The sequence below is a fragment of the Paraburkholderia metrosideri genome (assembly GCF_904848625.1).
Taxonomy (GTDB): Bacteria; Pseudomonadota; Gammaproteobacteria; order Burkholderiales; family Burkholderiaceae; genus Paraburkholderia; species Paraburkholderia metrosideri.
The window spans coordinates 47,520-67,645 of record NZ_CAJHCP010000022.1 but is presented as its reverse complement, the minus strand read 5'-3'; the positions used below and the strand labels follow the sequence as shown (position 1 = coordinate 67,645).

Annotated in this window: 18 protein-coding genes; 9 read left to right on the top strand and 9 right to left on the bottom strand. The window is 61.9% G+C overall.

The window, feature by feature from the left end; translation table 11 throughout:
- The first annotated feature begins 37 nt into the window (after positions 1–37).
- The 7 genes from accB to LMG28727_RS32210 all read left to right on the top strand — a co-directional run bounded on the left by accB (position 38) and on the right by LMG28727_RS32210 (position 6,383).
- A complete protein-coding gene (accB, locus tag LMG28727_RS32240; protein WP_201646359.1) occupies positions 38–505 on the top strand; it encodes an acetyl-CoA carboxylase biotin carboxyl carrier protein in 468 nt (155 codons plus the stop codon).
- Between the two features lie 117 nt (positions 506–622).
- On the top strand, positions 623–1,990 hold the full coding sequence (accC, locus tag LMG28727_RS32235; RefSeq protein WP_201646358.1) for an acetyl-CoA carboxylase biotin carboxylase subunit: 1,368 nt from the start codon (positions 623–625) through the stop codon (positions 1,988–1,990).
- Positions 1,991–1,993: 3 nt separating this feature from the next.
- A complete protein-coding gene (gene prmA / locus LMG28727_RS32230) occupies positions 1,994–2,896 on the top strand; it encodes a 50S ribosomal protein L11 methyltransferase (protein WP_201646357.1) in 903 nt (300 codons plus the stop codon).
- A gap of 48 nt (positions 2,897–2,944) precedes the next feature.
- Positions 2,945–4,279, top strand: a complete 1,335-nt coding sequence (locus LMG28727_RS32225) for a zinc-ribbon and DUF3426 domain-containing protein (protein WP_201646356.1) — start codon at positions 2,945–2,947, stop codon at positions 4,277–4,279.
- A 73-nt stretch (positions 4,280–4,352) separates the two neighbouring features.
- A complete protein-coding gene (gene tpx / locus LMG28727_RS32220) occupies positions 4,353–4,853 on the top strand; it encodes a thiol peroxidase (protein ID WP_201646355.1) in 501 nt (166 codons plus the stop codon).
- 92 nt (positions 4,854–4,945) lie between these two features.
- The gene (locus tag LMG28727_RS32215) at positions 4,946–5,884 is read left to right on the top strand and encodes a carbohydrate kinase family protein (protein ID WP_201646354.1); all 939 of its coding nucleotides are present in this window, start codon (positions 4,946–4,948) and stop codon (positions 5,882–5,884) included.
- Positions 5,885–5,906: 22 nt separating this feature from the next.
- Positions 5,907–6,383: an outer membrane lipoprotein gene (locus LMG28727_RS32210; protein ID WP_201646353.1), complete on the top strand. Its 477-nt coding sequence runs from the start codon at positions 5,907–5,909 to the stop codon at positions 6,381–6,383.
- 358 nt (positions 6,384–6,741) lie between these two features.
- Here LMG28727_RS32210 and LMG28727_RS32205 read toward each other — a convergent pair whose 3' ends face one another.
- The 7 genes from LMG28727_RS32205 to LMG28727_RS32175 all read right to left on the bottom strand — a co-directional run bounded on the left by LMG28727_RS32205 (position 6,742) and on the right by LMG28727_RS32175 (position 15,304).
- Complete coding sequence (locus LMG28727_RS32205; protein ID WP_201646352.1) at positions 6,742–7,398, bottom strand: histone H1-like DNA-binding protein; 657 nt, start codon at positions 7,396–7,398, stop codon at positions 6,742–6,744.
- Positions 7,399–7,428: 30 nt separating this feature from the next.
- A complete protein-coding gene (locus tag LMG28727_RS32200; RefSeq protein WP_201646351.1) occupies positions 7,429–7,755 on the bottom strand; it encodes a hypothetical protein in 327 nt (108 codons plus the stop codon).
- Between the two features lie 85 nt (positions 7,756–7,840).
- Positions 7,841–9,073 (bottom strand): ribonucleotide-diphosphate reductase subunit beta, encoded by a 1,233-nt coding sequence (locus LMG28727_RS32195; protein ID WP_201646350.1) that lies wholly within the window; start codon positions 9,071–9,073, stop codon positions 7,841–7,843.
- An 859-nt stretch (positions 9,074–9,932) separates the two neighbouring features.
- Positions 9,933–12,938, bottom strand: a complete 3,006-nt coding sequence (locus tag LMG28727_RS32190; RefSeq protein ID WP_201646349.1) for a ribonucleoside-diphosphate reductase subunit alpha — start codon at positions 12,936–12,938, stop codon at positions 9,933–9,935.
- Positions 12,939–13,477: 539 nt separating this feature from the next.
- Complete coding sequence (gene ampD, locus LMG28727_RS32185; protein WP_201646348.1) at positions 13,478–14,074, bottom strand: 1,6-anhydro-N-acetylmuramyl-L-alanine amidase AmpD; 597 nt, start codon at positions 14,072–14,074, stop codon at positions 13,478–13,480.
- The gene (locus LMG28727_RS32180; RefSeq protein WP_201646347.1) at positions 14,071–14,376 is read right to left on the bottom strand and encodes a PP0621 family protein; all 306 of its coding nucleotides are present in this window, start codon (positions 14,374–14,376) and stop codon (positions 14,071–14,073) included. Before LMG28727_RS32180 ends, ampD begins: the two co-directional genes overlap by 4 nt.
- A 10-nt stretch (positions 14,377–14,386) precedes the next feature.
- Positions 14,387–15,304 carry a cytochrome C assembly family protein gene (locus LMG28727_RS32175; RefSeq protein WP_201646346.1) on the bottom strand — a complete coding sequence of 306 codons (918 nt, stop codon included), beginning with the start codon at positions 15,302–15,304 and terminating at the stop codon, positions 14,387–14,389.
- Positions 15,305–15,388: 84 nt separating this feature from the next.
- Here LMG28727_RS32175 and ffh point away from each other — a divergent pair, with 84 nt between their 5' ends.
- On the top strand, positions 15,389–16,756 hold the full coding sequence (ffh, locus tag LMG28727_RS32170) for a signal recognition particle protein (protein ID WP_201646345.1): 1,368 nt from the start codon (positions 15,389–15,391) through the stop codon (positions 16,754–16,756).
- 142 nt (positions 16,757–16,898) lie between these two features.
- Positions 16,899–17,450: a hypoxanthine-guanine phosphoribosyltransferase gene (locus tag LMG28727_RS32165; RefSeq protein ID WP_074765851.1), complete on the top strand. Its 552-nt coding sequence runs from the start codon at positions 16,899–16,901 to the stop codon at positions 17,448–17,450.
- A gap of 82 nt (positions 17,451–17,532) precedes the next feature.
- Here the strand turns inward: LMG28727_RS32165 and LMG28727_RS32160 are convergent, their stop codons facing one another.
- Complete coding sequence (locus LMG28727_RS32160) at positions 17,533–18,132, bottom strand: MarC family protein (protein ID WP_201646344.1); 600 nt, start codon at positions 18,130–18,132, stop codon at positions 17,533–17,535.
- 12 nt (positions 18,133–18,144) lie between these two features.
- On the bottom strand, positions 18,145–19,881 hold the full coding sequence (locus tag LMG28727_RS32155) for a proline--tRNA ligase (protein WP_201646343.1): 1,737 nt from the start codon (positions 19,879–19,881) through the stop codon (positions 18,145–18,147).
- Between the last annotated feature and the right edge of the window lie 245 nt (positions 19,882–20,126).

The following is a 20,126-nucleotide window of genomic DNA, read 5'->3' as shown; positions in this document are numbered from 1 at the left end:
AAGTGCCGGCACTTTTTGCATTGAAAGGGGCTTCCTGATGGATCTTCGTAAACTGAAAACTCTGATCGACCTCGTCTCGGAGTCCGGCATTTCCGAACTCGAAGTGACCGAGGGCGAAGGCAAGGTGCGTATCGTCAAGAACGCGCCGCCGGTTTACGTGCAACCGTCCGCCTCGTACGCGCCGCAATACGCGCAACCGGCTCCGCCGATGGGCGGCGAAGCCCCGGCTGCCGCCGCTGCTCCGGCTACGCCGGCAGTCGCCGCGCCGCAAGGCCACGTGGTGACGTCGCCGATGGTCGGCACGTTCTACCGTGCGCCGTCGCCGGGTGCCGAGCCGTTCGTCCAGGTGGGCGACACGGTCAAGGAAGGCCAGACGATTTGCATCATCGAAGCCATGAAGCTGCTCAACGAAATCGAATCGGACAAGTCCGGCGTGGTGAAGGAAATCCTCGTCGAAAACGGTCAGGCGGTCGAGTACGGCCAACCGCTGTTCGTGGTCGGCTAACGCGGCACGTCATGTACGCCGCCCGCGCGCCCGCTGTTCGAAAGGCGCGCGACCGATCCTCTGAGGCAGCCGGTGTTGCATTCAACCCGGCGCCCATTGATGAGTCGAAAACCCGCTATGTTTGAAAAAATCCTCATTGCCAATCGTGGCGAGATCGCGCTTCGTATCCAGCGCGCCTGCCGCGAACTCGGCGTCAAGACGGTCGTCGTCTATTCCGAAGCCGACAAAGAAGCCAAGTACGTGAAGCTCGCCGACGAGGCGGTCTGTATCGGACCGGCTCCGTCGAATCTGAGCTATCTGAACATGCCGGCGCTGATCAGCGCCGCTGAAGTGACCGACGCCGAAGCGATTCACCCCGGCTACGGCTTCCTGTCGGAGAACGCCGACTTCGCCGAACGGGTCGAGCAGTCCGGCTTCACCTTCATCGGCCCGCGCCCGGAAACCATCCGGATGATGGGCGACAAGGTCACGGCCAAGCAGACCATGATCAAGACCGGCGTGCCTTGCGTGCCGGGTTCGGAAGGCGCGTTGCCGGACGATCCGAAAGAGATCGTGAAGATAGCCCGCCAGGTCGGCTATCCGGTCATCATCAAGGCGGCCGGCGGCGGCGGTGGCCGCGGCATGCGCGTGGTTCACACGGAAGCGGCGCTGGTCAACGCGGTCAACATGACGCGCGAAGAAGCCGGCCGTGCATTCGGCAACCCGCAGGTCTACATGGAGAAATTCCTCGAGAACCCGCGGCACATCGAAATCCAGATCCTTGCCGATTCGTTCAAGAACGCGATCTGGCTCGGCGAGCGCGATTGCTCGATGCAGCGCCGTCACCAGAAGGTGATTGAAGAAGCGCCGGCGCCGGGTATTGCGCGCCGTCTGATCGACCGTATCGGCGATCGTTGCGCGGATGCCTGCAAGAAGATGGGCTATCTTGGCGCGGGTACGTTCGAGTTCCTGTACGAAAACGGCGAGTTCTACTTCATCGAAATGAACACGCGCGTGCAGGTCGAGCATCCGGTGACCGAGCTGATCACGGGCGTCGACATCGTGCAGGAACAGATCCGCATCGCAGCCGGCGAGAAGCTCGCGTTCCGTCAGCGCGACATCCAGTTCAAGGGTCATGCGATCGAATGCCGGATCAACGCGGAAGATCCGTTCAAGTTCATTCCGTCGCCGGGTCGTTTGACGTCGTGGCATATGCCGGGTGGCCCCGGCATTCGCGTCGACTCGCATGCCTACAATGGCTATTTCGTGCCGCCGAACTATGATTCGATGATCGGCAAGCTGATCGCTTACGGCGCCACGCGCGAACAGGCGATCAAGCGGATGCGCATCGCGTTGTCGGAAATGGTGGTGGAAGGCATTCAGACCAACATCCCATTGCACCGCGAGCTGATGCTGGACGCGAAGTTCGTCGAAGGCGGCACCAGCATTCACTACCTCGAAAACCGGTTGGCCGCGAAGCTGCAGGCCGCGCCGGAAGAAGCGTAAGTCATGAGCTACCGGGAACTGATCGCCGAGCTGGCACGCGAGCACGCGGAGGAATTCTCCGACGCGCTGCTCGAGTTGGGCGCGTTGTCCGTGTCGGTTGAAGATGCGGACGCCGACACGCCCGACGAACAGCCGTTGTTCGGCGAGCCCGGTCTCACACCGGATCGCACGGCGTGGCAGCGTTCGCGCGTGATCGCGCTGCTCGCGCCGGAACACGAGCCAGCGGTGCTGCTGACCGCGGCGGCTAACGAGATTGGTCTGCCGAGCGCGCCGTCGTTCACCGTGCGCGTTGTCGAAGACCAGGATTGGGTGCGGCTCACGCAGTCGCAGTTCGATCCGATTCCAATCGGCGAACGCATCTGGGTCGTACCGTCGTGGCACGATGCGCCGGACCCCGACGCACTCGTGCTCGAACTGGACCCGGGTCTTGCATTCGGCACCGGCAGCCATCCGACCACCCGGCTGTGCATGGAATGGCTCGAACAATCGGTCAAACCAGAACAGTCGGTGCTCGATTACGGCTGCGGCTCGGGCATTCTCGCAATCCTCGCGAAGAAGTGCGGCGCGAACCCGGTGTATGGCATCGACATCGACCCACAAGCGGTCGAGTCCGCGCGTCACAACAGCGAGCGCAATCGAGCCGAAGTCACATACGGTTTGCCTGACGAATGCCCGACCGGCGAGTTCGATATCGTGGTCGCCAATATCCTGTCGAATCCGCTCAAGCTGATGGCGTCGATGTTGTCGTCGAAGGTCAAACCGGGCGGCCGCATTGCACTGTCGGGCATCCTGGCGCGGCAAGCGGATGAAGTCGCGCAGGTCTACGCACAGTGGATCGATATCGGCGTATGGCGCGAACACGAAGGTTGGGTATGTCTAACGGGAACCCGTCGCGAAAGCCATTAGAATAAGGCGTATTGTCCAACCACCGGCCTTCTGGCTTACCGGCTCAATATGCTCCTGGCGACGCGTTGCCCCTTCTGTGAAACCGTCTTCCGCCTGCAACCGGCGCAGCTCGCGCTGCGCCGCGGTCTTGTCCGCTGCGGACATTGCCAGGAAGTGTTCGACGCGTCGAGCAGCCTGTTCGACGTAACCGAAGGCGGCGACTTTTCCGCCGCCAAACCGGTCGCGGCGGCTGCGGCGATCGAAGCGCTTTCCGGCGTCCGCCAGAAAGGCCCCGACTTCAGCGCGGAAGCATGGAACCCATGGGCGCCGGCCACTGACGCTGCGCTCGACGACCGTCTACGGCACAATGCCGGCAACATCCCGCTCACCCCAGTTTCCACCGACGCCGGCGTCGCGCTGACACCGCGCCATGCGACCGAGCCAGAACTGCCGCCCGGCGCGTTCCCTCCGCCCCTGCCAGCCGACGAAGAACCGGTGCTGGCAGATGCCCCTCTCGACCCCTTCGCTTACCCGGCAGACGAAGAGCCTTCTGTCGAACCGTCCGTCGACGAAGCGCCGCGCGTCTGGCACAAGACCGAGCGTCCGTCCGATACGTCACCGGACGAGCCGGTATTGAACCCCTCGGCGACATTGCATGGCGTCCCCGATAACGAACCGCATTTCGGCGCGCCGGCTGCCGCCACGGCGGCTGAAGTCGGTGGAGCGGCGGCCTTTGGTGCCGCGGCTACGAGGCAAGGCCCGGCCGACCCCGCAGCCGGCACGGCCGCTGCGGGCGGAAGCGGCGGCGCAGGCTTCCCGCCCTCTCCGGCCGCTTCGAGCGGCGAGCCCTTCTCCGTCAATCCGGTGAACGATGGCGATGAGCCGTTCCCGGTCGTGCGCGAAACTCGTCCTGGCAAACCACGACACATGGGCCTGGCAATCGGCGGGGCGATACTGCTCGTGCTGTTGATCGTCGCGTTACTCGCGCAGCTGGCATGGTGGCAACGCGAGACCGTGCTCGTGTACCTGCCGCGTTCGCAGGCTGTCTACGTCAAGGTCTGCTCGGAGCTGGGCTGCCAGATCACACCGCCGCATAACATCGACGGCTTGCTGGTCGAGCCATCCGATCTGCGCCAAATCGACGGGCCGCACAAGCTCGAGCTGAAGATGCCGCTGCACAACCGCCTCAATATCGCGCTCGCGTATCCGGCCATCGAACTCACGCTGCTCGACGACCAGAACAACGTGGCGATCCGGCGCGTGCTGTGGCCGCAAGACTACGTGCCGCCCGGCACGCTGATCTCGGCGGGTCTGCCGGCGCATGCCACGCAGACCATGATCGTGCATCTCGACACGGGCGTGGCGGTCGCTTCCAATTTCCGCGTGCAGATTTTTTATCCGTAACGCATCCTTGCGCGCCCGGCCATGACTGGGCGCGTTCACCGTCATTCCTGACGAATTTTCGGAGCACAACAACATGAGCCAAGTCACGCTGGGTGGCAACCCGATCGAAGTAGCCGGCACGTTCCCGTCGGTTGGCAGCACCGCCCCTGCTTTCTCGCTGGTGGGTAAGGATCTGAAGCCGCTGTCGCTCGCCGATTTCGCCGGCAAGCGCAAAGTGCTGAACATCGTGCCGAGCCTCGACACGCCGACCTGCGCTACGTCGACCCGCAAGTTCAACGAAGCCGCTGCGAAGCTGACCAACACGGCTGTGATCGTCGTGTCGGGTGACCTGCCGTTCGCCGCGTCGCGCTTCTGCACGACCGAAGGCATCGAGAACGTCGTCACGGCTTCCACGTTCCGCGGCCATGAGTTCGCGCAAGCGTATGGCGTCGACGTGACGAGCGGCCCGCTGACGGGCCTGACGGCACGTGCGGTGGTGGTCGTCGACGAAAACGACAAGGTCGTGCACGCTGAGCTGGTCGGCGAGATCAAGAACGAGCCGAACTACGACGCAGCACTCGCCGCGCTGAAGTAAGCCCTTCCGTGCGATGCCGGTGCCGCGCTTCGCGCGCGGCGCCGTGGCATCGCCGCCCTTTTCTATCCATTGTTTTTACAGGAACGTTCGCCTTGGCTACGCTCATTTGCGGCTCGCTCGCCTACGACAACATCATGACTTTCGAAGGCCGCTTCCGGGAGCACATCCTGCCGGATCAGGTCCACATCCTGAACGTGAGCTTTCTCGTACCGACGATGCGTCGCGAGTTCGGCGGCTGCGCAGGCAACATCGCGTACTCGCTGAAGCTGCTGGGCGGCGACGCGCGCATCATGGGCACACTCGGCTCGGTCGACGCGCAGCCTTACATGGACCGCTTCGCGCAGCTCGGCCTGTCGACGGAAAGCGTGCTGGTCGTGCCCGACACCTACTCGGCACAGGCAATGATCACGACCGACCTGGAAAACAATCAGATCACCGCGTTCCATCCGGGCGCGATGATGCAGTCGCACCTGAACCGCGCCGATGAAGCGAAGGGCATCACGCTCGGCATCGTCGCGCCGGACGGCTACGACGGCATGATTCAGCATTCCGAACATCTGGCGGCCGCGGGCATCCCGTTCATCTTCGACGTGGGCCAGGGCTTGCCACTATTCGACGGCGACACGCTGCGGCGCATGATTGAACTTGCCACGTATGTAGCTGTCAACGATTACGAAGCCAAGCTGGTGAGCAACAAGACTGGCTGGTCGATCGAAGAGATCGCCGGCAAGGTCGACGCGTTGATCATCACTCTTGGCGAGCAGGGCGCACAGATTCACCATGCAGACGGTATCGAAGAGATTCCGGCAGTGAAAGCGAAGCAGGTGCTCGACCCCACAGGTTGCGGCGACGCGTTCCGCGGCGGTTTGCTCTACGGTATCGAGAACGGGCTTGGCTGGGCGACCACTGGCCGGCTTGCGAGTCTGATGGGTGCGTTGAAGATTGAGCAACAGGGGCCGCAAAATTACGCGCCCACCCGGGCGGAGATCAACGAACGGTTCAAGCAGGCGTTCGGATACGAACTGCCGTGAGCTGAGCTATGGGAGCCAGGTAATGAGAACGACGAGTCGCCTGATGGTAGCCACCGTGATTGCCGGTTCAGTGGCCATGACGGGGTGTGCGGTTAACAGTAGTTCTCCCGACGTCTTCAATGCGTCACAGGCACAGCGCGAACAGACGGTGCGTATGGGCACGGTCGACAGCGTACGCATGGTTCGGATCAGCACCAACAACGGCCAGTCCAGCGGGCTGGGTGTAGTCGGCGGCGGGGCGCTCGGCGCACTAGCGGGCAGTTCGATTGGCGGCGGCCGCGGCTCCGTAGCAACGGGTATCATCGGCGGGATAGGCGGTGCGGTCGCAGGCAACGCGATCGAGAACAACATGGCGATGCGCGACGGCCTCGAAATTACCGTGCGGCTCGACAACGGCGATCTGCGCGCAATCACGCAAACCGCCACGGGCGAAACCTTCCGTGCTGGCGACCGCGTACGAATCCTGTCCAGCGGTGGCGTTTCACGCGTCACGCGTTGATCACGCTCTAACCATTTCCCCTCTCGCGCGACCGGCTAACACGCGGTCGCGACGACCTCAAACGCATGCCCTCCCCTGTGCATGCGTCTTTTTTCGTCTGTCGCTTTTGCTCTGTGCGATTGGCCTGAACACGTCCTCCCCTGCTACGACTCCACATGTCTAACCACGTGCTTCGTGGCGTGATACGCGTCGCCGGACGCTGCATGAAATGCCGGGCAAAAAAATCCCGTCGCCGGAAAACCAGCAACGGGATCATGACCGGATAGCGCTCGCTACAACTCGAGCGCTATCCGGTCATCGGACACATCTTGCGACGTGTCGAATGACTTCTACAGCTTAACTACTGCCTGACTACGGCTTACGGACGGCTACCCGTCGGGAACGGCCATGCCGCTGCCGGGTTCAGCGCAGTCTTCACCGTCGCAGCCGGTGCGCTCGAGACAGAAGTCGCAGCGGGTGCAGGCGCAGCCTTCTTGGCGACAGCCTTCTTCGCGGGTGCAGCCTTCTTCGCAGGAGCAGCGGCCTTCTTCGCAGCAGCCTTCTTGGCAGGTGCAGCCTTCTTCGCAGCAGGAGCCTTTTTCGCAGCAGGCGCAGCCTTTTTAGCAGCAGCCTTTTTCGCAGGCGCAGCCTTCTTGGCAGCAGCCTTCTTGGCCGGTGCAGCCTTCTTCGCTGCAGCCTTCTTAGCCGGCGCCGCCTTCTTTGCTGCGACCTTCTTCACTGCAACTTTCTTTGCAGCAACTTTCTTCGCCGGAGCGGCTTTCTTGGCCGGTGCTGCCTTCTTCGCCGCAACCTTCTTCACAGCGACTTTCTTGGCTGCAACCTTCTTCGCCGGAGCAGCTTTCTTCGCTGCAACCTTCTTAGCCGGTGCTGCCTTCTTTGCTGCAACCTTCTTCACTGCAACTTTCTTTGCAGCGACTTTCTTTGCCGGTGCAGCCTTCTTAGCCGGAGCAGCTTTCTTAGCTGCAACCTTCTTCGCTGCGGGTTTCTTAGCGGCGGCTTTCTTTGCAGTTGCCATCATTTTCTCCTTCAGGTTTTCAGATGAGAGTCAGTTCAAACTACACCCTTCGTCAAAACCCGCTTCCCGCGGACGCTTCTCAGGGCGCGCGCTACGAAGCGGGCTATTCATCGGCGTACGCAGGTGCCGCGCGCTTACGCTAATGAATGCGGTAAGGCGCGCCGTGCCACGAGGCACCGCGCGCCAGATCTGTTCGGCATCGAATTCCGATGCCGGCAATTGCTTGATCGAGCCGCTGGCGACAACGCCAACGGCTTTTTCCGGGGGGAAGTTTGCCCATCCCACTGAAGGGTCCGCAAAGTGCCAGTCATGTTTGTGGGCCGCGAAGGCACGCGACGCACCGGGCAAGCTTTGCATCAGGCGGTTAAGCTCCTAGCCAAAATTGCCGCTGCCGAAGCCGGCGGCATCCCCATCGATATTGCGTCTGCGACACGAACCCGGATCACTCCCAGGTCAGCGCGCCACCAGTTTGATATTCGATTACTCGCGTCTCGAAGAAGTTGCGTTCCTTCTTCAGGTCGATCATCTCGCTCATCCACGGGAACGGGTTTTCCTCGTTCGGGTACAGCGGATCGAGACCGATCTGCTGGCAACGGCGGTTGCAGATGAAGCGCAGATAGCTCTTGAACATCGACGCGTTGAGGCCGAGCACCCCGCGCGGCATCGTATCTTCTGCGTAACGATATTCAAGTTCGACCGCTTGCTGGAAGATCTCGCGGATTTCCGCGCGGAACTCAGCTGTCCAGAGTTGCGGGTTTTCGAGTTTGATCTGGTTGATCAGGTCGATGCCGAAGTTGCAGTGCATCGACTCGTCGCGCAGGATGTACTGATACTGTTCCGCCGCGCCGGTCATCTTGTTCTGACGGCCAAGCGCCAGGATTTGTGTAAAGCCGACGTAGAAGAACAGGCCTTCCATCACGCAGGCGAACACGATCAGCGAGCGAAGCAACGTCTGGTCAGTCTCAAGCGTGCCGGTCTGGAAGCCCGGATCGGTCAGCACGTTGATGTACGGAATCAGGAATTCGTCTTTTGCGCGGATCGAGGCGACCTCGTGATACGCGTTGAAGATTTCGCCTTCGTCGAGGCCCAGCGATTCGACGATGTACTGGTAAGCGTGCGTGTGGATCGCCTCTTCGAACGCCTGGCGCAGCAGGAACTGGCGGCATTCGGGCGCCGTGATGTGGCGGTAGGTGCCCAGCACGATGTTGTTGGCGGCGAGGGAGTCGGCCGTCACGAAGAAGCCCAGGTTGCGCTTGACGATGCGGCGCTCGTCTTCGGTCAGACCGTTCGGGTCTTTCCAGAGGGCGATGTCGCGCGACATGTTCACTTCTTGCGGCATCCAGTGGTTGGCGCAACCAGCCAGATACTTTTCCCAAGCCCACTTGTATTTGAACGGCACCAACTGATTGACGTCGGTCTGGCCGTTGATGATGCGCTTGTCGGCGACGTTGACTCGCGCTTCAGAAACCGCCGCCGTTCCGGCAGCGTGAGCAGCGGCAATGCCTTTTTCGAAAACGTCTTGAGACGCGAAGACGTTTCGATCCGAGGGAGCATGAGGAGCGGAGCGCGTTTCGAATTGCGAACCGACAGCCGATCCCGCCGCGTTGCGCAACGCATTCTGTTGCGCGCCGCTCGAGGGAGTTACGGCAGTGATCTCGTCATCCCAGTTGAGCATAAATGTCACCATCAATTTAGAACGGTTTGTACCATCTTTTCACGAGCGATAAAAGAGTTCGCTCACGAAAAATCCTGTTTTCGATTCGCGTTGCTACGTTCATACAACACTTTGTTCAACCTACTGTGTGTGACGCCTCAGATGAAGCGTGTTGAACGTGTGTCGTCGACGTGCTTCGCGAGCTCGAAGAGCAACGTGTCTTCATGACGTTTCGCTGCTCTATCTATCTGTATTGCGGAGCGTGTTCGCAGCGTCCTGATGTTGCCGGGGCACTACGTTGCGTTTGCGTTGCGATGCTTGCTGCGGTGGTCCGCGCCTGCTTTGCATCTGCCTCGCGTTTGCCTCGCGTTTGCCTGTTCGTCAGTGACAGCGAGGTGAAGTTCAATGCGATGTCGAGCGATGCATCCAGCCGATTGTGTTGATCGACCCACCGATCGAAGCGTTTGCTGAGCGCACTGTGTCGCGCGCTTGCTGAGGTGATGCCGGCTGCGGACTGCGTGCTGCTGCTTATCTGCTGTTTGCCTGCTGCTTGTCTGCTGCTGTATGCCACGCGCTTGCTGCGGGTCGCCGCCAGTTGCCGCTGGTTTGTCACTCAACCGCTCGTCTGCGATCGGGTTGCCGGACGGTCGCTTCGCGACTTCCTTCAGTGCTTGCCCTGCGCCGCTCTGCGGCGTTGCGATTCTGCTTCACCGCTTCACTGCTTCCGACGAGCGACGCGATGCTGATCCCACTCGCCGCCCATCGTCTTCACATCTGCTTCACGACTCAAACAAACTTTGCTGATCGTTCCCTGCGGGTCATTACCTACAACCCGTCAGCAAGCAGCGATCCTGCTGCTTGCTGACGGCTGGCCAACAACTTACTGGCAAGCCTCGCACTCTTCAAAGCCAGGGTCGCCCGGACGCATCATGCACACCGGACCATCCGCTTCCGGCGCTGCTTCAATCCCGACTGCTGGCGTGGCCGCTGAAGCCTGAAAGCCGCCTGCGGCACCGCCAGCCGCGCCGTTGTTTGCACCGAAACCACCTGCCGCGCCACCTGCTGCACCGCCCGAACCTTCGCTGCCACCCGAGCTCACCGCGTTCAGCGCGCCGTGTGCAACCGTCGACTTCTCGACGTGCGTCGCCGCCATCGTGCGGAGGTAGTACGTGGTCTTCAGACCGCGGACCCATGCGAGCTTGTAGATCTCGTCGAGCTTCTTACCCGATGCGCCACCCATGTAAATGTTCAGCGACTGCGCCTGGTCGATCCACTTCTGACGACGCGACGCCGCTTCCACCAGCCACACCGGATCGAGTTCGAACGCGGTCGCGTAGATCGCGCGCAGGTCGGCCGGAATACGGTCGATGCGCGACAGCGTGCCGTCGAAGTACTTCAGGTCGGCGACCATCACTTCGTCCCACAGGCCGCGTGCCTTCAGGTCGCGCACCAGGTAGTCGTTGACCACCGTGAATTCGCCCGACAGATTCGACTTCACATACAGGTTCTGGAACGTCGGTTCGATACAGGCCGACACGCCGATGATGTTCGAGATCGTCGCCGTCGGTGCAATTGCCACGCAGTTCGAGTTGCGCATCCCGTATTGGGCGATGCGCGCACGCAGTTCGGTCCAGTCCATCGACTCGCTCGAATCGACTTCGACGTAACCGCCGCGTGCGTCAGCCAGCAGCTTCACCGAGTCTTGCGGGAGGATGCCACGATCCCACAGCGAACCACGGTAGCTCGAATAGCGGCCGCGTTCCTGCGCCAGTTCCGTCGACGCGTAATAAGCGTAGTAGCAAACCGCTTCCATCGACGTGTCGGCGAACGCGACAGCCTCTTGCGATGCGTACGGCGTGCGCAGCAGGTGCAGGCAGTCCTGGAAGCCCATGATGCCCATGCCAACCGGACGGTGCTTCAGGTTCGAGTTACGTGCCTTGGCGACCGCGTAGTAGTTGATGTCGATCACGTTGTCGAGCATGCGCATGGCCACGCTGACCGTGCGCTTGAGCTTTTCGTGGTCGAGCACGAGCGTGCCGTCTGCCTGTTCCTTCAGGTGAGCGACCAGGTTCACCGAACCCAGGTTGCACACGGCGATTTCAGCATCGCTCGTGTTCAGCGTGATTTCCGTGCACAGGTTCGACGAGTGAACGACACCGACGTGCTGTTGCGGCGAACGCACATTGCACGGATCCTTGAACGTGATCCACGGGTGGCCGGTTTCGAACAGCATGCCCAGCATCTTGCGCCACAGCTGAGCTGCCGGCACCTTCTTGAACAGCTTGATCTCGCCGCGCGCGACCTTCTCTTCGTAAGCCGTGTAAGCCGTTTCGAATTCCGCGCCGAACAGGTCGTGCAGGTCCGGGCAGGTGGACGGCGAGAACAGCGTCCAGTCGCCGCCTTCCATCACACGCTTCATGAACAGGTCGGGAATCCAGTTCGCCGTGTTCATGTCGTGCGTGCGACGACGGTCGTCGCCGGTGTTCTTACGCAGTTCGAGGAATTCTTCGATGTCCAGGTGCCACGTTTCCAGATACGCACACACCGCGCCCTTGCGCTTACCACCCTGGTTCACGGCGACTGCCGTGTCGTTGACGACCTTCAGGAACGGCACCACGCCTTGCGACTTGCCGTTGGTGCCCTTGATGTGCGAACCGAGCGCACGCACGCGCGTCCAGTCGTTGCCCAGACCGCCGGCGAACTTCGACAGCAGCGCGTTTTCCTTCAGCGCTTCGTAGATGCCGTCGAGGTCGTCGTCGACCGTCGTCAGGTAGCACGACGACAGTTGCGAACGATGCGTGCCCGAGTTGAACAGCGTCGGCGTGGACGACATGAAGTCGAAGCTCGACAGGATGTTGTAGAACTCGATGGCGCGCGCTTCGCGGTCGATCTCGTTCAACGACAGGCCCATTGCGACACGCATAAAGAATGCCTGCGGCATTTCGATGCGCACGCCGTCGTGATGCAGGAAGTAGCGGTCATACAGCGTTTGCAGGCCGAGGTAGCCGAACTGCAGATCGCGGCTGTTGTCGAGCGCCGCGCCCAGGCGCTTCAGGTCGAACTGCTGGAGCTTGTCGTCGAGCAGGCCGGCAGCGATGCCGCGCTTGATGAACTTCGGGAAGTACTCGGCGTAGCGCTCGGCCATTTCGCCTTGTGTGACTTCTTCTTCGAGGATCTCGCGGCGGATCGTGTGCAGCAGGATGCGCGCGGTGACCTGGCTGTACGCCGGGTCTTTTTCGATCATCGTGCGAGCAGCGAGGATGGCCGAGTCGTAGACCTGGGTCATCGGCACGCCGTCGTACAGGTTCTTCACCGTTTCCGCGATGATCGGATCGGCGCTCACCGCGTCGCCCAGATTCGCGCAAGCGGATTCGATCACGCCACGCAGCGCGGCCAGGTCGAGCGGACGCGAGACGCCGTTGTCGGTCACGTTCAGACCCGGCGCGCTGGCCGCGACCTGCTCGTCATGACCGCGAGCCTGCGTGCGCTTCTCGCGATACAGCACGTAAGCACGCGCGACGTTGTGTTCGCCGCCGCGCATCAGCGCGAGTTCGACCTGATCCTGAATGTCTTCGATATGGAACGTGCCGCCGTTCGGACGGCTGCGCAGCAGCGCGCGCACCACGCTTTGCGTGAGTTGCTCGACCAGTTCGCGCACACGCGCCGACGCCGCACCTTGACCACCGTTGACGGCCAGAAATGCCTTCGTCACTGCGATGGCGATTTTCGACGGTTCGAACGACACCACGCTGCCGTTGCGACGGATCACCTTGTAGTCGGCGTAAGTCGCTTGCGGCGCGAGCGCCTGGGCGCCTTGAGCCTGGCCAAACGCCTGGCCAGTCGATGAGCCCTCGTAGCGGGTCGTCGCGTTGTCGGTGGTTTGCATGTGCAAAGCTCCTGGTTCTGGAAAGTGCGGCGAGTGCCGCGGATTAAATCGAATGCTGCGCAGCCGTGTGCGCAAGCGATGGAGTGCTGGAAAAAGGCCGGCTGATCCGGATGGCTGGATGCGACTGCGATGAAGCCTGATTCGAATTGGAAACGGTCTTCATGGTGTGTGTCGCGATCACTGGCTGTGCCCTTTCCCCGAATGCTGCTGGATGCAGCCGGAGGTCTCTACCGGCTGCACCGCAGGAAATTTTTCACTGCTCTGGAATGCTTGCGGCGCCATGCTCGGAGAACGGGGCGCCGCGGACTTATACACTCGGTTATTCACAGAGTTATGCACAGACCACACAAGATATAGTGCACAACCCGGTTTGTGGCACCAAGTATAGTGGAGATTCGAGACAGGTCAAATCGTTTTATTTGCTTTCGAAGTCTTGACTTTTGCTTCGCACGGCGTGAAGCGGGACACGAGGATATGCCCCGAAAAACGAGGCCACGCCTCGCTCTCCTTCGGGTTCTGCGATCTCGCGCGAAAGGGGTTTACCGCGTTTCGGAAAACTTGAGATAGGGGAAGTACTGATCGGAAAGCGCGGTGTCGTCGCGCAGACGCGGCCACTCGAAATGGGGCCCAGGATCGGTCTTGCGACCGGGGGCGATGTCTGAGTGACCGGCTATAGCTTCGACCGGATAGCGTGCCGTCAACGCGCTCACGAGCGCACCGAGCGTGCGGTATTGCGCCGCTTCGAAGGCTGCGGCGTCGCTGCCTTCCAGTTCGATGCCGATCGAGAAATCATTGCAGCGCTCGCGTCCGAAAAAATTCGACGCGCCCGCATGCCACGCGCGTTCGTTGCACGACACGAACTGTTCGAGCGTGCCGTCGCGAAGAATCACGAAATGCGCGGACACCCGCACGCCGCGCAGATGCGAGTCGTAGTACGGATGAGCGTTGCAGTCGAGCGTGTTCAGGAATAATTCGGCGATCGCCGTGCCGCCGAACTGATTCGGCGGCAGGCTGATGTTGTGGACCACGACCAGCGTCGGCACGACCCCTGCGGGCCGCGCTTCGAAATTCGGCGATGGCAGTTTGCGTGCGGCGGCGACCCAACCGTCGGCATCGACGGTGAACTCGACGCTCATCGGGCGTCGCGGCCCGACGGACGCGCGCCGTGACGCTGCGCGTGCGCGGCGCTACAGAACGGTTGGCCCGCTACCACGACGGAGTCGCTCTTCGGCGCATGCACGCCGCACTCGGCGCAGCGGATCATGGGTTCAGCGAGTTGCGGCGCGGCGGAGGGACGCGCGCCGCCGCCGGCACCTTTGGCGCCATTCGCGCCGGCACCTCCGGTGCGTTGCGCAGACTGTGCGTCATGACGGCGCAGCGCCTTCACCAGCCATTGCCCGACGATGAAAAGAAGGATCAGCAGAAAAATTTGTCGCATGGGGACACGCTCACACTACAGCACGGTGCAACAGCACCTCGAAAACAAAACGACTGCCGACGTACGCCAGCAACAGCGCGACGAACGACGCCAGCACCCAGCGCAATGCCGCACGGCCGCGCCAGCCGGACACCTTGCGCGCTGTTAGCAGCGCGCCAAACATGACCCACGAAAGAATCGCAAACACGGTCTTGTGATCGAGCCGCAACGCGCGGTCGACCAGTTGCTCGCTGAACAGAATGCCTGATACGAGGGTCAGCGTCAGCAGAACAAAACCTGCGCCGATCAAACGGAACAGCAGTTTTTCCAAGGTCAGCAGAGGCGGCAGTGTGTCGAGCCAGCCCGACAGCCAGCCGTGGTTCGCCGCGGCCACGTTCCGTTGCGCAAGACCGCCGCGCATTGCATGCAGACGCCGCTCGACCAGCAGCATCAGGATCGCGTGCAGCGCCGCGATCGCGAACAGACCATATGCGATATTGGCGATCAGGAAGTGCAACTTGAACATTGGCGCGGCCGAATACGGCAACACGCGCACGCCGCCGAACGCGAGCGGCATCAGCGACGCAATGCAGGCGAGCGGCAACACCAGCAGACGCAACCCGTCGAGCGGAAAGAAAAAGCTCTCTATCCAGTAGATGCCCGCGCCCAGCCAGAACATCGCCGACAGCGCGAACGCGAAGCCGAACACCATCGCGTTCTGCGGAAAGATGGTGGTGTGCAGCAGCACGCCGTGCGCGAGCAGCGCGACGAATAACAGCGCACGGCCCGGCGTGCTCATGCCCGAAGCCGCCGACACGCCCGCGGTGTCGGGCACCGGCGGCACGCTCTCGAGCATGGGGCGCAAGGCGGCGTGCCGGTGCGAGCGCCAGCCAGCCACGGCGAGACCGCCATAGAGGAGCGCAGTGAGGGCATACAGTACAATATCCATATTCGAAGTTTACACTAGGCCCCTACTCCGCGACGTCTCCCTCGTTGCGTGCTGCGCGGGCCGCACCACCGTTCATCGCTCCCCATGCTCGACAATCTGACTCAACGGATGGCGCGCGTCGTCAAGACGCTGCGCGGCGAAGCCCGGCTCACCGAGGCGAACACCCAGGAAATGCTGCGCGAAGTTCGCCTCGCGCTCCTCGAGGCCGACGTGGCGCTGCCCGTCGTGCGCGAGTTCATCGCCAAGGTGAAGGAAAAGGCGCTTGGCGAGGAAGTTATCAGCAGCCTGTCGCCGGGTCAGGCGCTGGTCGGCGTGGTGCAGCGCGAGCTGACCGCCATCATCGGCGGCGACTACGAAGGCAAAGCGATCGAACTGAATCTCGCCGTCACGCCGCCGGCCGTCATCCTGATGGCGGGTCTGCAAGGCGCGGGTAAGACGACCACGGTCGGCAAGCTCGCCAAGCTGCTGCGCGAAAAGTACAAGAAGAAAGTCCTGACCGTTTCGTGCGACGTCTACCGCCCTGCTGCTATCGCGCAGTTGAAGACGGTGACCGAGCAGGTCGGCGCAGACTTCTTCCCGTCGGAGCAGGATCAGAAACCGGTCGACATCGCGCGCGCTGCTGTCGATTGGGCGAAGCGCCACTACCACGACGTGCTGCTGGTCGACACGGCCGGCCGTCTCGGTATCGACGAAGCGATGATGCAGGAAATCACCGCTCTGCACAGCGAGCTGAAGCCGGCGGAAACGCTGTTCGTCGTCGACGCGATGCTCGGTCAGGACGCGGTCAACACCGCGAAAGCGTTTAGCGACGCGCTGCCGCTCACCGGCGTGGTCCTCACCAAGCTCGACGGCGACTCGCGCGGTGGCGCGGCGCTTTCCGTGCGTCACGTCACGGGCAAGCCGATCAAGTTCGTCGGTGTCGCCGAAAAGCTCGACGGCCTCGAAATTTTCTATCCGGACCGGATGGCGAACCGGATTCTCGGCATGGGCGACATTCTCGCCCTCGTCGAAGAAGCGCAGAAGGGCGTCGACGTCCAGGCCGCGCAGAAGCTCGCCGACAAGGTCAAGAAAGGCGGCGACTTCGATCTGAACGATTTCCGCGCACAGCTTACGCAAATGAAGGGCATGGGCGGTCTGTCGTCGCTGATGGACAAGCTGCCCGCGCAATTCCAGCAAGCCGCCGCCGGCGCCGACATGGGCCAGGCCGAGAAGCAGATGCGCCGCATGGAAGGCATCATCAATTCGATGACACCACTCGAGCGCGCGAAGCCCGACCTGATCAAGGCCACGCGCAAGCGCCGCATCGCTGCGGGCGCGGGCGTGCAGGTGCAGGAAGTCAACCGCATGCTGAACCAGTACGACCAGATGCGCACCATGATGAAAAAGCTCAAGGGCGGCAATCTGCAGAAGATGATGCGCGGCATGAAGGGCATGTTGCCCGGCATGCGCTAAGCTTGAACAGGATGGCGGACGCGCGTTTGCGTAGAGGCACCACGGAACGCGCGGCAAGCTTCGGATTCATGCGGGTTTATTCTGTACCGCGTGCCGCCCTTCTCACCCACACTATGTATACAGTCACCGCCCGTCAGACGTCATGAACCGCGAAGAAGCTCTCCACATTTTTAGCCACTCCGAAGAAATCGTTTCGGCCGACGACGTCAACGCGTCGATCAGCGGCATGGCGTCTGCCATCCGCGACGAAATGAGCGAGGACTTCCCGCTCGTGCTGTCGGTCATGGGCGGTGCGGCGGTGTTCACCGGCATGCTGCTGCCGCACCTCGATTTCCCGCTCGAGTTCGACTACATCCACCTGACCCGCTACCGCAACACCACCAAGGGCGGCAACGAGATGCAATGGCGCGTGGCGCCGGCCGAGTCGGTGAAGGATCGTGTCGTGCTGGTGCTCGACGACATTCTCGACGAAGGCGAGACGATGGCCGCGATCCGCGACCGCATCATGGCGATGGGCGCGAAGCGTTTCCTGAGCGCGGTGCTGTGCGAGAAGATCATTCCGAAGGCGAAGCCGTTGCGTCCGGATTACTGCGGTTTTGAAGTGCCGGACCGCTATGTGTTCGGCTGCGGAATGGACGCGAAGGGTTACTGGCGCAATCTGCCGACCATCCGGGCGCTGACCGAAGGCGCGTGAAGCAAAGCTTCTGCCCGAGTAACGATAGATGTAAAAAAAGCGGCCCATACGGGCCGCTTTTTTGTTGATCGCCATACTGGATTCAAAGCTGATGCACGAAAGAGCGGATTCCGCCGAGCATCATCTCCACTGCAATCGCCACCAGCACGAGACCCATCAAGCGCTCGAACGCGGCCATCGTGCGCTCGCCTAACCACGTCTGAATACGCTCAGCCAGCATCAATACGATCGCGCAGACGATCATCGTGACGGTCAGCGCACCGATCCATTCGAAGGTCTTGCCGGGCGCCTGCGACGTCAGCAGCATCACCGTTGCCAGTGCTGACGGCCCCGCCAGCGCAGGAATTGCGAGCGGCACGATCAGCGGCTCGCCGCCACGCGAATCGCCGCCGAACGGGCCGTCCGGATGGGGAAACACCATCCGCAGCGCAATCAGAAACAGCACGATTCCGCCGCCGATCCGTAACGACTGATCGCTCAGGCTCATCACGCGCAGAAAGCCCTGACCGAGCACCATGAACACCAGCAGAATCGCAAACGCGATCGCCACTTCACGAAGAATGACGATCGTGCGCCGCTCCGGCGACACGCTGCGCAAGCAGCTGATGAACAGCGGAATATTGCCGAGCGGATCCGTGATCAGAATCAGCAGGATGGTCGCGGACAGGAAGGTGTACTCCACCGTCCGCTCCGCTTAGCGCGCCAACGCTGCGCGAACTTTCCCGATCACCGTTTGGCCTGCGTCTTCAACCGGCAGCAGCGTTGCTTCGGCGTCGCGACGGCCCTGGTATTCGAGCTTGCCGTCCTTCAGCCCACGGTCGCCGATCACCAGACGATGCGGCACGCCGATCAGTTCCCAGTCGGCGAACATCACGCCCGGGCGCTCGCCACGGTCGTCGAGAATCACGTCGACGCCCGCTTCGACCAGTTCCGCGTACAGCTTGTCGGCCTGCTCGCGCACGGCTTCGCTGCGGTCATAGCCCATCGGGCACAGCACGACTTCGAACGGGGCAATCGATTCCGGCCAGATGATGCCCTTGTCGTCGAAATTCTGTTCGATTGCGGCGCCGAGAATACGCGTGATGCCGATGCCGTAGCAGCCCATTTCCATCGGCTGCGGCTTGCCGTTCTCGTTGAGGCAGGTCGCGTTCATCGCTTCCGAGTACTTCGTGCCGAGCTGGAACACGTGACCCACTTCGATACCGCGGCAGATGTCGATCTCGCCCTTGCCGTCCGGCGACGGATCGCCCTTCTTCACATTGCGGATATCGGCAACGACCGGCTCCGGCAGATCGCGGCCCCAGTTCACGCCGGTGATGTGGTAATCCACTTCATTCGCGCCGACCACGAAGTCGCTCATGTTCGCGACCGTGCGATCCGCGACGACCTTGACCGGCTTCTTCGTGTTGATCGGACCGAGGTAGCCAGGCGGCGTGCCGAAGGTCTCGATAATTTCGGCTTCGGTTGCCATGCGGAAGTCGGCCAGACCCGGCAGCTTGCTTGCCTTGATCTCGTTCAGATCGTGGTCGCCGCGCAGCATCAGCAACCAGATGGTCGGCTCGGCGCCTTCGTTTTCGGTCGCCAGAATGATCGACTTGATCGTGCGTTCGAGCGGAATATTCAGCAGCTCAGCCACGGCCTCGCACTTCGCTTTGCCCGGCGTTGCGGTCTTTGTCATCTCTTCTGCAGCAGCCGCGCGTTCGGCATACAACGGCAGCGCTTCGGCCGCTTCGACGTTCGCTGCGAATTCGGACGTCGGGCAATAGGCGATCGCGTCTTCACCGGTTTCGGCGATCACGTGAAACTCATGCGATCCGCTGCCGCCGATCGAACCGTTGTCCGCCGCCACTGCCCGGAAGTCCAGACCGAGGCGCGTGAAGATGCGCACGTACGCGTCGTACATCTTGCGATACGACTCACGCAGACCTTCGGCGTCCTTGTCGAACGAGTACGCGTCTTTCATGATGAACTCGCGGCCGCGCATCACGCCGAAACGCGGACGGATCTCGTCGCGGAACTTCGTCTGCACCTGATAGAAGTTGACCGGCAACTGGCGGTAGCTCTTGATCTGGTTACGCGCAATGTCGGTGACGACTTCTTCGTGCGTCGGTCCGAGCACGAAGTCGGATTGCCTGCGGTCCTTGAAGCGCAGCAGTTCGGGGCCGTACTTTTCCCAGCGGCCCGATTCCTGCCACAACTCCGCCGGCTGCACCGACGGCATTAGCAGTTCGATCCCGCCTGCCCGGTTCATTTCTTCGCGCACGATGTTTTCCACCTTGCGGATGGAACGCAGTCCAACCGGCAGGTAGTTATAGATACCGCCGGCCACGCGACGGATCATGCCGGCGCGCACCATGAGCTTGTGGCTGACGATCTCGGCGTCGGCCGGAGCTTCTTTCAGGGTGCCGATAAAGAAACGGGAAGCTTTCATTCAGATTTTCCAAAAGCGGCGGCTCCGGAGGGACCGCCCGAAAGGTGAAAACGGTGGGGAAATCGACACAGATCCGACGCGGGCCGGCACGGTTTGTCCGACAACCGGCACGCGTACACGATGCGGCGCCGCTTGTTGGACGAACCGCGCCGCGCAAAGCCTTTGCACAGGGGATAAGGCACGGAAAGACTGACAGGCTACCGCAAACGCGGGCCTTTGGCGGCGAATCGTTCCATTCTGAGCCG